9 protein-coding genes are annotated in these 14,156 nt (G+C 66.1%); 6 read left to right on the forward strand and 3 right to left on the reverse strand.

Annotated elements, in window-relative coordinates:
* Positions 1–81 precede the first annotated feature (81 nt).
* From E4P09_RS01440 to sorU, 4 genes are all read left to right on the forward strand, one after another.
* Complete coding sequence (locus tag E4P09_RS01440) at positions 82–324, forward strand: hypothetical protein (RefSeq protein WP_137387813.1); 243 nt, start codon at positions 82–84, stop codon at positions 322–324.
* Between the two features lie 145 nt (positions 325–469).
* Positions 470–1,192, forward strand: a complete 723-nt coding sequence (locus E4P09_RS01445; RefSeq protein ID WP_137387814.1) for a hypothetical protein — start codon at positions 470–472, stop codon at positions 1,190–1,192.
* Between the two features lie 78 nt (positions 1,193–1,270).
* Positions 1,271–2,491, forward strand: a complete 1,221-nt coding sequence (gene sorT, locus E4P09_RS01450) for a SorT family sulfite dehydrogenase catalytic subunit (protein WP_137387815.1) — start codon at positions 1,271–1,273, stop codon at positions 2,489–2,491.
* A gap of 53 nt (positions 2,492–2,544) precedes the next feature.
* On the forward strand, positions 2,545–2,907 hold the full coding sequence (gene sorU, locus E4P09_RS01455) for a SorU family sulfite dehydrogenase c-type cytochrome subunit (RefSeq protein WP_205041988.1): 363 nt from the start codon (positions 2,545–2,547) through the stop codon (positions 2,905–2,907).
* 18 nt (positions 2,908–2,925) lie between these two features.
* Here sorU and E4P09_RS01460 read toward each other — a convergent pair whose 3' ends face one another.
* The 3 genes from E4P09_RS01460 to E4P09_RS01470 all read right to left on the reverse strand — a co-directional run bounded on the left by E4P09_RS01460 (position 2,926) and on the right by E4P09_RS01470 (position 10,690).
* Positions 2,926–7,224 (reverse strand): translocation/assembly module TamB domain-containing protein, encoded by a 4,299-nt coding sequence (locus tag E4P09_RS01460; RefSeq protein WP_137387816.1) that lies wholly within the window; start codon positions 7,222–7,224, stop codon positions 2,926–2,928.
* Complete coding sequence (locus E4P09_RS01465; RefSeq protein ID WP_137387817.1) at positions 7,224–9,122, reverse strand: autotransporter assembly complex protein TamA; 1,899 nt, start codon at positions 9,120–9,122, stop codon at positions 7,224–7,226. The genes E4P09_RS01460 and E4P09_RS01465 overlap by 1 nt, the downstream gene beginning before the upstream one ends.
* Positions 9,123–9,379: 257 nt before the next feature.
* A complete protein-coding gene (locus E4P09_RS01470) occupies positions 9,380–10,690 on the reverse strand; it encodes an MFS transporter (protein WP_170984173.1) in 1,311 nt (436 codons plus the stop codon).
* A 128-nt stretch (positions 10,691–10,818) separates the two neighbouring features.
* Here E4P09_RS01470 and E4P09_RS01475 point away from each other — a divergent pair, with 128 nt between their 5' ends.
* Positions 10,819–13,305: a Lon protease family protein gene (locus E4P09_RS01475; RefSeq protein WP_137387819.1), complete on the forward strand. Its 2,487-nt coding sequence runs from the start codon at positions 10,819–10,821 to the stop codon at positions 13,303–13,305.
* Positions 13,302–14,153, forward strand: a complete 852-nt coding sequence (locus E4P09_RS01480) for a hypothetical protein (protein ID WP_137387820.1) — start codon at positions 13,302–13,304, stop codon at positions 14,151–14,153. Before E4P09_RS01475 ends, E4P09_RS01480 begins: the two co-directional genes overlap by 4 nt.
* Positions 14,154–14,156 lie beyond the last annotated feature (3 nt).

Raw genomic sequence — 14,156 nt, forward strand, 5'->3', positions numbered from 1 at the left:
TCCGGGCAAATCTTGCAAACATCTCTTCTCAGCCTGGATCAGCTATGATTAGCTGAAGGCTTCGTCAGCGGAGGCGAGCCCATGACCAGGTTTACGGGCGTCACGAATAGTCAGCCGGCGAAGGTCTTCTTCTACCGAATCAGTCTTGCTGGATTCTACGGACTCCATCACGAGAAATACGGAACCGTGCTGGAGGCCTGCGACGCGGCCTTGAGCGCAATGGCAGACGATGCGCAGATCGCCGCCAAGGTCTGGGTCGAGGGCGCCCGGATGTTCGAGCAGGAAGAGATCCCGGAGCTGCGCAGGGTCGTCCGGAACGATTGAAGCTGCCCGTCCAAGCGTCAGTTTCCCCCATTCAGACCTTCGGTGAAGCCGCTTCGGTTCCACTGCCCTGTGTCCACCCGACAGGCCATCGAAAACAATCGACATTGCCGCCCGACTTCATCGGAACCAACGTTTCGGCCTTGGATTGGACTCGCAATTCGCCCACTCCAGCCACGGAGAAGACGCAATGAGGATACGTACCGGACTGACGCTCCTCGGTGCGGTCGCTACGGCCGCTATGCTGACAGCCGGCCAGCCCCAGGCGCAGACAGATCAGCAGCAAGCCCTGTCCGAGCAGGACGTAAGGACTTTTCTCGCGAAGGTCGAGCAAGAGGCAACGCAAGCCATGACATCGGGCGAGTACGGACGCCTCATGGATTGGACGCGCAACAATTTGGCCGACGAGGCGACTTTCTCGGCCAATACGGAGGTCTATGTCGGCGATCAGCGCAAGAGCTTCTCTGCCGTCACGCTCGAGAAGAAGGACATGCTGCGGCTTGGCAACGTGATGGTCGCGATCATTTCGGGCATGTCAGGCAAGGCGGGCAAGGCGGTCGAGGATTATTCGTTGGAGATCGCCGTGGCTGACGTCACGCCCGTGGGTCCGAATGCTGCGATGGTCGCGACGCGGATCACCGAGAGCGGCACTCTCAAGCTGTCAGCCGAAGGAAAATCAGCCGCGGCAGGCGAGCAAGGCGGAGACGGTCAGGGGGGCCAAACGCAGCAACAGGACGGGCAGCAGGCGAATGCGCGTGCCGTGGAACTCGAGGCCACCGCCGATTGCAAACATCTCATTCGCCGAGACGCTACCGGTGACCGGATGGTGATCGGCATAACCACCTGCAACACCCGCATGCAGCTCGGGTAAGGCAGCGGCGCACAAGCGCACATGTCTCGCATGACGCGCCGGCCAACAACAGGTCGAGAACGAAAAGGAGGATACGCCATGGTCGTGGCAGGACGCATCCATCGCCGGCATTTCATCATAGGCGCGGCGGGCACTGCCGGCGCGGTCGTTGCGATCGGAGCCAACGGCGTTGACGCGCCCGCTCTTGCTCAGCAAACGACTGAGCCGCAGAACGGCAAGGCGCTGCCGGAGGTGGTGAGCTGGAAAGATCCCGACGCGGTGATCGTCCACACGGAGCTGACCGTCGAAACCAAGCGCGACAAGATCGGCACCAGCGGCATCACCCCCAGCACCGAACTCTACTTGCGCAACAACCTGCCCTCGCCCAGCGAGGAGGCGGTGGCGAACCGGGACAGCTGGGAAGTCTCGTTCGAAGGCGTTCAGAATGAGCGCACCATGACCGTGGGCGATCTCAAACGGCTGGGCATCGAGACGGTTGCGGCCGTGCTGCAGTGCTCGGGGAACGGCCGGGCGCTGTTCGATCACGAGGCGAGCGGCACCCAGTGGTCAACCGGCGCCGCAGGCAACCTCATCTGGAGCGGCGTACCGGTCCGCACAGTGGTCGAGGCGCTTGGCGGCGTGGCGGCAGGCCGCGCGTTCATGACCAGCACCGGCGGGGAAAGCCTGCCTGAAGGCATCGATCCGCAGACGGTGATCGTGGAGCGCTCCATTCCTGCCGACATTGCCATGGAGCGTGCAATTTTAGCCTGGGAAATGAATGGCCAACCGGTGCCATTGGCTCATGGCGGTCCCTTGCGCGTGGTCATCCCGGGCTTCTACGGCATCAACAACGTGAAATACGTGAAGAAGGTCGCCTTCACGGAAACAGAATCCGACGCGGCGATCCAGCGGACCGGCTATCGGGTGCGTCCGGTCGGTGTGAGTGGTGCGCCGGATCAGCCGTCCATGTGGGAGATGAAGGTCAAGTCATGGGTCACCCATCCCCTCGTCGACCAGCAAAGCGGCCGCATCCAGATCTTCGGCGTCGCCTTCGGCGGCAACAGCGCGGTGCAGCGGGTGGAGGTCTCGACCGATGGCGGACAGAGCTGGCGAGAGGCCAATTTCGTGGGGCCGGATCTCGGCAGCTATGCTTGGAGGCCGTTTGTGCTGCCGGTCGACCTCTCACCCGGAACCTACACGATCACAAGCCGTGCGACCGATGCGAGCGGTAACGTGCAGGAGGAGGTCACCGAGCCGAACCACCGAGGGTATGACTATAGCGGCTGGCGCAGGCTCGCTGTCGACGTGACGGTGACTTGAGGTGCCCGGATCCAATCCGGGCAGGCTTCCGAAGGCATGGTGAAGGGACTGGCATGCCGCACGCTATCGGCATTCGGCTTGGGATGAGTTGTGGCTCGGGGCTGGCCATTCTCCTCGTGCTGGGGGCGCTGGCCGGCGTTGCGCAGGAGGCGGGAACCACCGCCGGGCAAGAGGGCCGCGAGATCTTCACACAGGCGCAGCCGGCCTGTGCGATCTGCCATACCCTGGCCGACGCGGGTGCCTCGGGCAAGATCGGTCCCAACCTCGACACTCTCGAGCCAACGGAAGAGCGGGTGCGGCTTGCGGTCAGGGGCGGGGCCGACGGCATGCCGGCCTATAGGGACATTCTGAGCGAAGAAGAGATTGCGACCGTGGCCGAATATGTGGCGACGGTCAGCAGGGAGGGCGGCGGGTAGACCGCGGGTCTATCTGCCTCAGTAATCCCATTCGACGCCGACGCCGAGCTTGCTCGAGCCGTCCGAGCCGACTTCGCCGCGCAATTCGATATTCCGGGTGACGTTGAGGTCCACCACCGCGCTGGAGGTGCCGTCGGTACTCTGCTTCACGCCCACATAGACATTGTCGTTCACATATTTGCCGGCGCTGACCGCGGCGGTGTTCTTGTCGGCGTCGCCGGTTACCTCCAGCACGTCCACGCCAAGGCCCTTGCGCAGCTCGTCCAGCAGGCCGGGACCGCCGCCGAGGCCGCCCAGCCGCGCCACCTCCATGGACAACTGGCCAACCTGGAGCGGGGTCAGCTGGTCCAGCGGCTTATCGAAGATGAGCCGGGCGAGCACCTGGTCCTGAGGCAGCGGCGGGGTCGACTCGAAAGCGAATTTCGGCTCGCTGGCCTTGCCGGTGACGCGCACCACGGCCGTGATGCCGCCCGCCGCCGACTGCGCCGCGAAGTTGAGCTCAGGGTCGAACGAACCGAGGAAATCCACGCGCCCCTCAGTGAAGGTCAGCCGTTTTCCCACCACGCTCAAATGGCCCCGCCGCAGCTCGAAGGCGCCGATGCCGACGGGGGCCGCCGCCGTGCCGGTGATGCGCACGGTGCCGCCGAGCACCACATCGAGGCCGCGGCCGCGGACGAAGATCTGGTTCCCGCCATTTACCGTCACGTCCAATGCGATCGGCAGGCCGGGCGAGCTTTCCTCCCGCGCCTTCTGCTTGTCCACCCTCGCCTGTATGGCGGGCGGCGCGTTGACGTGCGCCACCTTCAGGTCGGCAATGGATTTCGGCAGCTGCTCGGGCACGGAGATGTTCATGCGGCCGATGTCGACGCGGCCCTTGAGCACCGGCCGTGAGGCAAGCGGCCCGGTGAGGGTGAGGTCGGCGCCAATCTCGCCGTCCACGATGCGGCGGTCGTTGATCCTGAACCGGTCGGCGCGGATGCGGATATTGGCGGGCATGCCGGTAGCGGGATCGATGCCGACGGTGCCTTCGGCTCTGAGGCTACCGCCCGCGGCCGAGTTCGCCTGCGCCTCGCGCAGAACGACCTGCTTGCCGTCGAGCTGCGCCCGAAGCGTGATGTCTTTGAGGGTGAGGCCGCTGCCGGGATCGTTGAAGCTTGCACCGCTGGTCGCCACGGTTCCGGTTATGCGCGGCTCGGCGGCCGGACCGGCGAGCCGCACGTCCACATTGATGGCGCCTCTGAAGGTCGCGCCGCTCTCGACCATCATCTGATTGAGCAGGCTCGCCGGCACGGCGCCGGCGAGGTGCAGCGCGAGGTCGCCCTGCCCGAGCGGGGCCGAGCCGTCGACCCGAAGGTTGAGATCGCGCGAGGCGATGTTGCCGTCGACCGAGACGCGGTTGTTCTGGGTCGCGCCCTTGGCGGAGATGGTGAGCGGCGGCAGGCCGGCATTGCGGGTGGCGGCCAGCGCCGCGCCCCGCCAATCGAGCTGGTAGGTGACAGCCGGCGCCGATGCCGGACCGCGCACCGAAGCGCTCCCGCTGATGCTGCCGGCCAGGCCCAGGTCCGGCGCGACGACGGCCGCGAGGCTCGCCGGCACGTTCTGAAGGTCGGCGCGGAGGTTGAGGCTCTGGCCCGCTTGGCCGGCCAGCGTGATGCGGCCGCCGCGCGAGGCCAGCACCGTCTCGGGCAGCGCCACGCTGCCATTGCGCAGGGCGATGGTGACCGGGCGGGCCAGGGTCAGGGACTCGCCTCGGGCAGCAAGATTGAGCCGCTCGAGACCGACGGTGAGGTCGCCGCCCGCCATGGCAACCGTAGCCGTCGTGGCGAGATTGGCGCCCGCAACGCTCGTGCGCAGGTCGAGACGGGTGCTCTGGCCGTTGCTGGTGGCATCGGCGGTGATGGTGCCGAAGGTGAGCGAACCGGACTGGGCGCCGACGACCCGAACCGACCCTTGGGCAGAGGGTGCCGACATCAACCTGTCGACGGTCGCGTCCACGTCGAGGGCGGAGGCCTTGGTTGCGTCGAAGACCAAGTTGCGCCCTGATGCCTTGATGCTGGCAACCACGTCGCCGGCTCGAGGCGCGAAGGTGATATTGGCCTTCAGACTTCCTGCCAGAGGCATGCCGAGCAAAGCCTGAAACGCGCCGAGATCGTCCACATCGGCCTTGAGGGCACCGTTGGGCGTGCCGTCGGCGGCAAGCAGAATGCGACCGGTGGCGCGCGCTGCGCCATAGATCAGATTCATATTGTCGATGCTGGTCGCGCCATCAGCGCCTTTGGCGATCATGGCCCGCCCCGTGAGCTCGCGGCCCTGAAACCGGCCCCCCAGGACCAGCTCGCCGCGCGGGGCGGCGAGCGCGCCTTCGCCGGTGAAGGTCAGTGTCGGATTATCGAAGGGCTGGCCCTCGATTCTCACGCCGGTGCCCGCGACCTTCAGAGCATAGCGCGCCTGCTCGGGCGTGCCCTGGGCATTCACGCTGATGTCAGCCGCGCCGGCCAGGCGCGGACTGAGCAGGGCGAGATTGCCGATATGGCCGGTTGCGGCCAGGTTGGTGCGGCTCTCATCGACCACGCCGTCAATCGCCGCCGAGATGCCCTCGCCGTCCAGCTTGAGGCCTTGAATGGCGAAGCCGCCATCCGGCTGCCGGGCAACCGTGCCGGCGAGCTTCACCACGCCGGGAATTTCCTGCCGGGTGCCGTCAGCGGCCGTTACGCCGAGGTCGTGAAAACTGCCGTCCAGCTTGAGCGCGAACAACAGATCGCCGAAGCCGATCTTGCCGCTCGCCGTGAGGTTGCCGCCACCGCTCAGCCCCATGCCGGTAAGGCCGGAAATCGCTGCCAGATCCTGCACGGCAAGAGAAACGGTGCCATCGGCGCCCTTGCCATTCACGAGCCCTGAATAGCGTACGGCGCCCGTGCCGAGGTTGAGGGCGGCCTCGTCGATCGAGGCGCCCTGCTCGCTTAGGCCGAAGCGGGCATCGAGGGTGACTGTTTTGCCGAGAAGGCCCTGCAAGGCCGGGTCGGCCGGCCTGGGCTGTTCGAGCGCAACGCGCAGCTTGCCGCGCAGGCTGCTCCAGAGGGATGCGAGTGACGCGTCCTGGCGCGCGCCGGAAAAGGTCGCGGTTGCCGTGCCGATCTGCCCTTCGGGCATGGCGATCGCATTGCCCACCAGATTGGCGGTAACGGGTGCCGGACCTTCGGCGGAGCCAAGTTCAGCGGTGAGCTTCGCATTGTGCAGCACCAGAGGACTGCCCGCCGCGAGCGGAATGGCTATCATGCCGCCGTCCGGATCGGCAAGCTCCGCCGTGAGCTGCGCTCGCTGCAGGTTCAGGTTGAGGTCGCCTGTGCCGCTCAGCTGGATGCGGGCGCTGCGCGAGGCAAGCTCTGCATCATGCAGCACCACGGTGCCATCCGGCGCCCAGTCCGCCTGGGCCATGAGGCGGCTCTCTCCGGCGAAGAGGCCCTGCACTGCCTGAGGCATGAGATAAGCGAGGCTGCCGCCGAGCCCGGCGGTGATGCGCCGCCCGGCAGCCGACCCTTGCATCTGGATAGAGCCGGCGACCAGCCGCCGCGTGCCGGCATCCAGCGACAGTTCCGCACGCCAGGCATCGAGCGTTCCACCGCCCACGATACGCCCGGCGGTTTCCGGATCGCCCGGCAAGCCCATCAGGTTCGCGATGATCCCGCCCTTGGGCTCGCTGAACCGCGCGTCGATATTCAGGGACTGGTCCGGATGCCGGTAGCCGAATTGAGCTTCCAGGTGACCACCGGCGCCGTCGCGGCGGTCCACCCTCAGGGTCCCGGAAAGCGGCTCGTGGGGATCGGTGAAGGACAGGCTGCCGCCAATCGCGAGCACCACCGGCGCGCCGAGCACGGGTGCCTCGAGATCGAGGCGGCGCACGGCCAGCTGATCGAGCTTGATGCCAACGGGCGGCAGGCTCGATGTAGATTGGCTCTCGGTCTCGGCGGGAACAGGCCGCCGTGCGACCTGCACCTGCTCGGCGGCGAGTTCGGACGCTTCGAACCGGCCGGCCAGAAGCGCCAGAGGATTCCATCGCAAGGTGAGGTCGTGGATCCGTAGCCAGGGGCCTTGCGCATCGCGCAGCACCAGCTCGTCCACCTGCAGATCGCTCAAGGAAGAGCCTTCGATCCGGCCGATGGCCAGGCCGAAGGTCTCAGCGTTGGCCATATTCTCGGCGATGCCGGCCACCATGTTGCGGCCCGACAGGGTGCCAAGCAGCACGCCGAGACCTATACAGACGAGCAGGAGCACGCTGCCCAGGCCAATCGCTGCCCATTTGAGTACTTTGCGTATCATCAGAACGACTGACCTAACCCGATATAGATGGCGAAATCAGGGTCATCCTTGCCTGGATCGAGCGGCACGGCGACATCCAGCCTGATGGGGCCAATGGCGGTGTAATAGCGCAAGCCGAGGCCGACGCCGATCTTGTTCACAGTGTCGCCGGCGCCGGGAAAGGCATCGCTCGACACGGATGCCATATCGACGAAGGGCACGATGCCGATCGACTCGGTGACCCGCGCCCGCAGCTCGAACGACGCCTCGGCGATGCCCCGCCCACCGGTGATCTTCCCGTTCAGGCGCGGCGACACGTTCTGGTAGGCATAGCCGCGCAGCGAGCCGCCGCCGCCCGCATAGAACCGCCGCTCGGGCGGGATGCCGGGCAGATCGGTGCCGAAAATGGAGCCAAGCGCCACGCGGCCCGCCAGCACATAGCGGCTGCGGGCATCCAGCGGGTAGTAAGCGCTCGCATCGATCCGGTTGATGGAGAAGACGTGACCGCGATCCACGTCGGCGAGCGGTGTCATGGTGGCGGCGACGCGGTAGCCGGTGGTGGGGTTCATCACATCGTCGCGGCGGTCATAGGCGATGGTGCCGTTCACGCCGACGAGCGAATAGTCGCGCGATCCAAAGGCATCCTTGGCGTGGGACGCCTGGCCCTCTGCTGCAAGGGAGCCGACAAGCGCCTCGCTGAAGCGATGGGTCAAGCCGACCCGGCCACGAAAGCCATAGGCCCTGTAGCTGTCGTTGTCGGGCCGCTCGTGGAACAGGCTGGCGGTGGTGACGAAATCGGTGTCGATGCCGAAGGCGGCCGGTTTCACGAACTCGGCCTTCAGCTCGTACTGATAGTCGTCGAAATCCAGTGAGGTCAGCTCGCTGACGGTGGCGTCGATGCGCAGGCGCTCGGCGCGGCCGAACAGGTTGCGGTGGCCCCAGTAGGCGTTCACCTCGGCGCCGTCCACGGTGGAATAGCTGGCGGATGCACCGATATAGCGGGGCTTGCGGTCTTCGAGCTGCACGGTGAGCGGCAGGCGGCCGTCGGCCGTCAAGGTCTCGCCTTCGATCATCCGCACCTGGTTGAACACGTTGAGGGCGCGCAGCCGGTCGCGACCCTTGATGATTGCATCCGGCGAATAGACGTCGCCCGGCTCGATCTGCAGCAGGCGGCGGACGAAATCCGGATCGACCCCCGCAGAGCCCTCGATGGTGATCTCGCCGAAGCGGGCCAGCGGCCCGGGGTCGACCGTCAGCGACACGTCGAGGGTCCGGCTGGCGTGGTCGGCGACGACCTCGCGGCCGGCAATCTTGGCCAGCGGATGACCGCGGCTGCGCCAGGCATCCACCAGCCGCTGCTCGGCCGAGAGCACGAGAGAGGAGCGCGCCGTGCGGCCCGGGCGCAGCCCATAATCGGCAGGATCGCTGCTGATCGATCCATCCGGCGCCGAAGGCTGCTGGATCGTGACGCGGCCGAAGGTGAATTGCGGACCAGGCTTCACCGTCACTTCGACCGGCACCGGCGGCTGCGGCAGGCGGGGCTCGTCTCCGGGGGCCAGATCGGCCAGCCGCTGGCCGGCGATCGCCACGCTGACGGTTCCACCGTAATAGCCCAGGGAGTAGAGCGCGCCGATCAGCCGCTGCTCGTCGGCCCGGGCGCGGGACACCAGGGCCGCGACATTCTCGGGGGGCGTGTCGCTCTGGTTTTCCAGCAGCGAGGCCGCCTTGAGCTGGTCGAGCACCTTGTCGTCCTCGGGCTCAACCTTGATGGCGAGCTCGTAAGGGATCGACCCTTCCGGGGCTGCCGGCTCGAAAATCTTGAAACCGAAAAGGTCGAGCGCGCGCGCGGGTGGCGCGAGAAACACGACGGCTATGCTGGCGACAGCCGCCAACGCCCACTGTACAACACCAAAACGCATTACCGGCTCACGCGCGCGACACCCGCCTGATCCTGATTGGCCTGCGGCTGGCAGGCCTGTTCGGAGGTATCGGCAAAATGCACTTCCCTTGGCGATCAACTGCTGTTCAACCGGCGCAATTAGACGGACGAGACGTAAGAATTGCCTTAAATTTTCAGCGAACTGTTCCATTTTAACGCAGCTCGCGGCTAAAATTGGGTGCACAAGCCCGCGCGAGGCGTCATCCACAGTTTACACTCCGAACGGGCGATGCCGGTTCATTGCCCGGTGGCAGGTCGCCTCCGCCAGCCAGCGATGGTGAGCACGCTGAGCGCGAAGACCAGATTGATGAGCCCGAATACCAGAAACACGCCATGGATCGTAAGCCCTGCGCCGAGCAGGGCAGCGGCAAGGCCGGTCGCTACGGTCATGAACACGGCGTTCATGACATTCGCGGCCGCGATGATGCGCGATCGCAGCTGCGGCGGGCTCTCCGCCTGCATGATCGCATAGAGCGGCACCACGAAGACGCCGCCCGCAACCGCCATGCCGACCAGATCCAGAAGGATGCGCCAGTGATCACCCACCCCCAGGAATTGGGCGATGCCAAGCAGCGGCGTCTGGTCGGTGACCGGCGGCAGGCCGGAGGATGCCCAGACGAGATCGAGCGCGCACAGGGTGAGCACCAGGCCGGCTATGGGTGCAAAGCGCGCCGAAATGGCCCCCTTGAGCAGCCGGTTGCAAAGAAGCGAGCCAATGGCGATGCCTACGGTGAAGGCGGCGATCAGCAGGTTGCTGACCGCCTCGTCGGCCCCCAGGACGAGCCGGGTGAAGCCTGGGAACTGCGCCAGGAACACGGCACCGATGGCCCAGAACCAGGAGATGCACAGCACGGTCTGCAGCACGGTGCGGTCGCGGAATGCAAAGGCGAGGACGGCTTTGGTTGAGGTGACCGGGTTCCAGTCAATGGCGAGCTCCGGTGCCGGCGGCGGCGCCTTGGGGATGGCAAAGGATACGAGATAGCCGATGATCGCGGTCAGGATCATGGTGGCGGAAACGATGATCACCCCGTGCTGGGTGGTGATCACGAGGCCGCCGAACAGGAGGCCCAGCAGGATCGCGAGGAACGTGCCGGTTTCCACCATGGCATTGCCGCCAATCAGCTCGTTCTCACTGAGATGCTGCGGCAGGATTCCGTATTTGATCGGCCCGAAGAAAGTGGCGAGCGTGCCCGAGATGAACAGGACCGAAAGCATGAGCGCGGCACTGTCGAGGAAGAGGCTCGCGCTGGCCACCAAGGCAAAGCCAACCTCGCCCAGCTTGATGGCGCGGACGATGCGGCCCTTCTCGTATTTATCGGCGAGCTGGCCGGCGAGCGCCGAGAACAGGAAAAAGGGCGCCACGAACAGGGCAGCGGCAACCGTAACCAGCAATGGCGCATTGAGGTCTTGCTGGACGGCGAGGTGGAACGTGATCAGAATGGCGATGGCATTGCGCAGGACGTTGTCGTCGAATGCGCCCAGTGCCTGAGTTACGAACAGCGGCAGGAAGCGCCGTTTGGTCAGAAGTCCGAACTGGCTTGCTTCCATCCGCTCCCCCAAGGTGTTGATTCCCATAGCATGGGGCAAGCCGGCGACCAGGGCAACGTGTCCGCCTCCGTTACACGACCAGTTAAATCCCCAGCGATACCATCCGATCGGACAGGAAGGATCACCGCATGAACAGTGAGCCCCCAAAGGCGCCGAACCACACCGCATTGTCGCCCGATGCCCTGCGCTACCGCTGCGACCCCGAGAACTTCGGATTCAGGACCACCGAGGATGTGGAGTCGGTCGAGGACCTGATCGGACAGGACCGGGCAGTCGATGCCATCCGCTTCGGCATCAACATGAACAAGCCCGGCTTCAACCTGTTTCTGCTGGGCACCCACGGATCAGGCCGCCATACGGCCATCCGCCGCATGCTGCAGAAGAAGGCGAAAGACGAGGCGGTGCCCGACGACTGGGTGTATGTGGCCAATTTCGACGTGCCGACCAAGCCGCAGGCCATGCGCCTGCCGCCCGGCACCGGCATCCGCTTCCGCGACGCGATGAACAGCCTGATCGATGATCTGCGAACCGACATTCCGGCGCTGTTCGAGCAGGAGGAATACCGCAATAGGCGCCGGGCGGTGGACGAGCGCTTCGAGGAGCGCCAGGGACAGGCCTTTGAGCAGCTGCGGCAGAAGGCTGCGGCAGAGAACATCGCCATCGTGCGCACGCCCATGGGTTTTGCCCTGGCGCCGGTACGCGAGGGGCAAGTGCTGAAGCCGGACGAGTTCAATGCGCTGCCGGAGGACGAACGGAAGCGGATCGAGGAGACCATCCAGAGGCTGCAGAAGGAAATGGAGACGGTGCTGCAGGAGGTGCCGCTGGTGGAGAAAGAACGGCGCGATGCGGTGCGGGCGCTCAATGCCGAGTTCACCGAGCGTGCGGTCGGGGCGTCGATCACCCAGGTGGCCGAGCAGTTCCGGGGCAACGAGGCCATCGAGGAGCATCTCCGCAAGGTGCGCGAGGACCTGATCAAGAACGCCAATCTGTTCATCGAGGCGGTGCAGGAGGATGCCAAGCAGGAGCTCGCGCTGTTCCGGGCGCCGACCCGCGGCGAGGATCCGCGGTTCAGGCGCTATATGGTCAATGTGATCGTCGGGCACGAGGGGAAGACCGACCCGGAGCTCAAGCCGCGCGGCGCTCCCGTGATCTTCGAGGACAATCCGACACTCTACAACCTGGTCGGGCGTATCGAGCATACGGCGCAGTTCGGCGCCCTGACCACGGACTTTACGCTGATCCGCGCCGGCGCACTGCACCGGGCCAATGGCGGCTATCTCGTGCTCGATGCGATGAAGGTGCTGATGTATCCCATGTCCTGGGAGGCGCTGAAGCGCTCGCTGCGCAGCCGCCAGGTCACCATCATCTCGCCCGGCGAGCAGCTCGGCATCATCAGCACCGTGTCGCTCGAGCCGGATCCGATCCCGCTCGACGTCAAGGTCGTGCTTATCGGCGACCGTCTCCTATATTATATCCTGGCAAGTGCGGATCCGGAGTTCGGCGACCTGTTCAAGGTCGAGGCGGATTTCAACGAAGAGATCCCCCGGACACCGGAAAACATGGAGCTCTACGTACGGCTGATCGCGACGATCGCCCGCTACCGGGGCCTTCGTCCGCTGACGCGTGACGCGGTGGCGCGCGTGATCGAAGAGGCCGTACGCATGGCGGACGATTCGCGAAAGGTGACGGTGCAGACCGGACCATTGGCGGATCTGATCATGGAAGCGGATTATTGGGCAGGCGAGGCAGGCCGGCGCGAGATCACCGCCAGAGACGTATCGAGGGCGGTGGACGCTAAGATCCGGCGGGCCGACAGGGTCAGGGAGCTGTCGCAGGAGTCGATCACGCGCGACATCGTGCTGATCGACACCGATGGCGCGGTCGTCGGCCAGGTCAACGGCCTGGCGGTGACGTCCTACGGCCAATTCCGGTTCGGCCGGCCCAGCCGGATCACCGCCCGGGTGCGGCTGGGCGGCGGCAAGGTGGTAGACATCGAGCGGGAATCCGAGCTTGGCGGCAAGCTGCATTCCAAGGGCGTGCTGATCCTCTCGGGCTACCTCTCCTCTCACTATGCGCTCGATGCTCCCCCCTCGCTGTCGGCCACGCTGGTGTTCGAGCAATCTTATGGCGGGGTCGAGGGCGACAGCGCATCATCCGCGGAGCTCTACGCCCTGCTCTCGGCCCTATCGGAGGTGCCCATCGGGCAGAATTTCGCAGTGACCGGTTCAGTCAATCAGATGGGACAGGTGCAGGCGATCGGCGGCGTGAACGAGAAGATCGAGGGCTTCTTCGACATCTGCAAGGCGCGCGGCCTGACTGGGCGGCAAGGCGTGCTGATCCCGCAATCCAACGTGCAGCACCTGATGCTGCGCGAGGACGTGGTCGAGGCAGTCGCCGCCGGCCAGTTCCATGTCTATCCCATAGAGACCATAGACCAGGGCATCGAGGTGCTCACCGGACGGGCGGCCGGCGAACGTGGCCCTGACGGCCGCTTCCCACCGGACACGGTCAATGCCCTCGTGGAGGCAAAGCTGGAGAGCTATGCCGCGCTTCGGCACCGCTTCGCCAGCAAGGATGACGACCAAGCCACACCGGCCAAGGATAATGCCACATGACCACCACTCCACGCCCCCTGTTCCGGCGCATCGTGGTCGGCTTCGACAGCGCCGGCGAACCGCAAATGCTCATCGAGACGGCGACGAGGCTCGCCCGCGCCACCCGTGCCGCCATCCACGGCGTATTCGTGGAGGACAACCGGGTGATGGCGCTCGCCGAGCTGCCTTTCGTCAAGGTGGTGCATGCGCCGGGATCCGCCTCAGCCCATATCGGCGCCGAGCGCATGCGTGCGGCGATTACCCGCGAGGCGGCGGCCTGCGAAAGCCTGCTGTCGCAGTCGGCGCGGCGGGCGCAGCTCGCCTGGAGCTTCGGCCGGACGCAGGGCGCCTTCCGCGAGCAGCTGGAGCGGGCGGCGGATGCCGGGGACCTGATCCTGGTGCGGGCAGACCCCCATGCCGGCCCGGCCGTGTCGGATGCCCTGGCGGTGGCCCGCAGCCCCCGCTCGAAGGCGGCGGGGCTGGTGGTCGTCCCCCGCTTGGCACGGCCGGTGCGCGGGCCCCTGGCACTGCTGGCCGCCGGCGACAAGGCGCCCCTGCAACCCCTGCAGCTTGCCGCTTCGCTCGCACAGGAGCGGCGAGAACCGCTCACGGTGCTGCTGGTCGCACCCAGCCAGGCGGCCATGGCCGAGCTCGAGGCCGCCTTGGGCCAGGCGCGCGTTCAGCGGCCGCTCACCGTGCATCGGCTTATCGGCGGCGCGCTCGATCACCTCACCCATTTGCTGCGCGACCTCGGCGCGTCGCTTGTCGCCGCCGATCTGGAGGGGGAATTGTTCCGGAACGAAGCCGCGGCCCTGGCCGTGATCGCCGCCGCTGCCGCACCAGTGGTTCTGCTGCGCGAAAGCGCCTAAGGG

The organism is Rhodoligotrophos defluvii (assembly GCF_005281615.1).
GTDB lineage: Bacteria > Pseudomonadota > Alphaproteobacteria > Rhizobiales > Im1 > Rhodoligotrophos > Rhodoligotrophos defluvii.

Bases quoted from the DNA above. Each gene is read 5' to 3' on its own strand.
- E4P09_RS01440 (WP_137387813.1), top strand. From the start codon at position 82: ATGACCAGGTTTACGGGCGTCACGAATAGTCAGCCGGCGAAGGTCTTC.
- sorT (WP_137387815.1), top strand. From the start codon at position 1,271: ATGGTCGTGGCAGGACGCATCCATCGCCGGCATTTCATCATAGGCGCG.
- sorU (WP_205041988.1), top strand. From the start codon at position 2,545: ATGCCGCACGCTATCGGCATTCGGCTTGGGATGAGTTGTGGCTCGGGG.
- E4P09_RS01460 (WP_137387816.1), bottom strand. From the start codon at position 7,224: ATGATACGCAAAGTACTCAAATGGGCAGCGATTGGCCTGGGCAGCGTG.
- E4P09_RS01465 (WP_137387817.1), bottom strand. From the start codon at position 9,122: ATGCGTTTTGGTGTTGTACAGTGGGCGTTGGCGGCTGTCGCCAGCATA.
- E4P09_RS01470 (WP_170984173.1), bottom strand. From the start codon at position 10,690: ATGGAAGCAAGCCAGTTCGGACTTCTGACCAAACGGCGCTTCCTGCCG.
- E4P09_RS01475 (WP_137387819.1), top strand. From the start codon at position 10,819: ATGAACAGTGAGCCCCCAAAGGCGCCGAACCACACCGCATTGTCGCCC.
- E4P09_RS01480 (WP_137387820.1), top strand. From the start codon at position 13,302: ATGACCACCACTCCACGCCCCCTGTTCCGGCGCATCGTGGTCGGCTTC.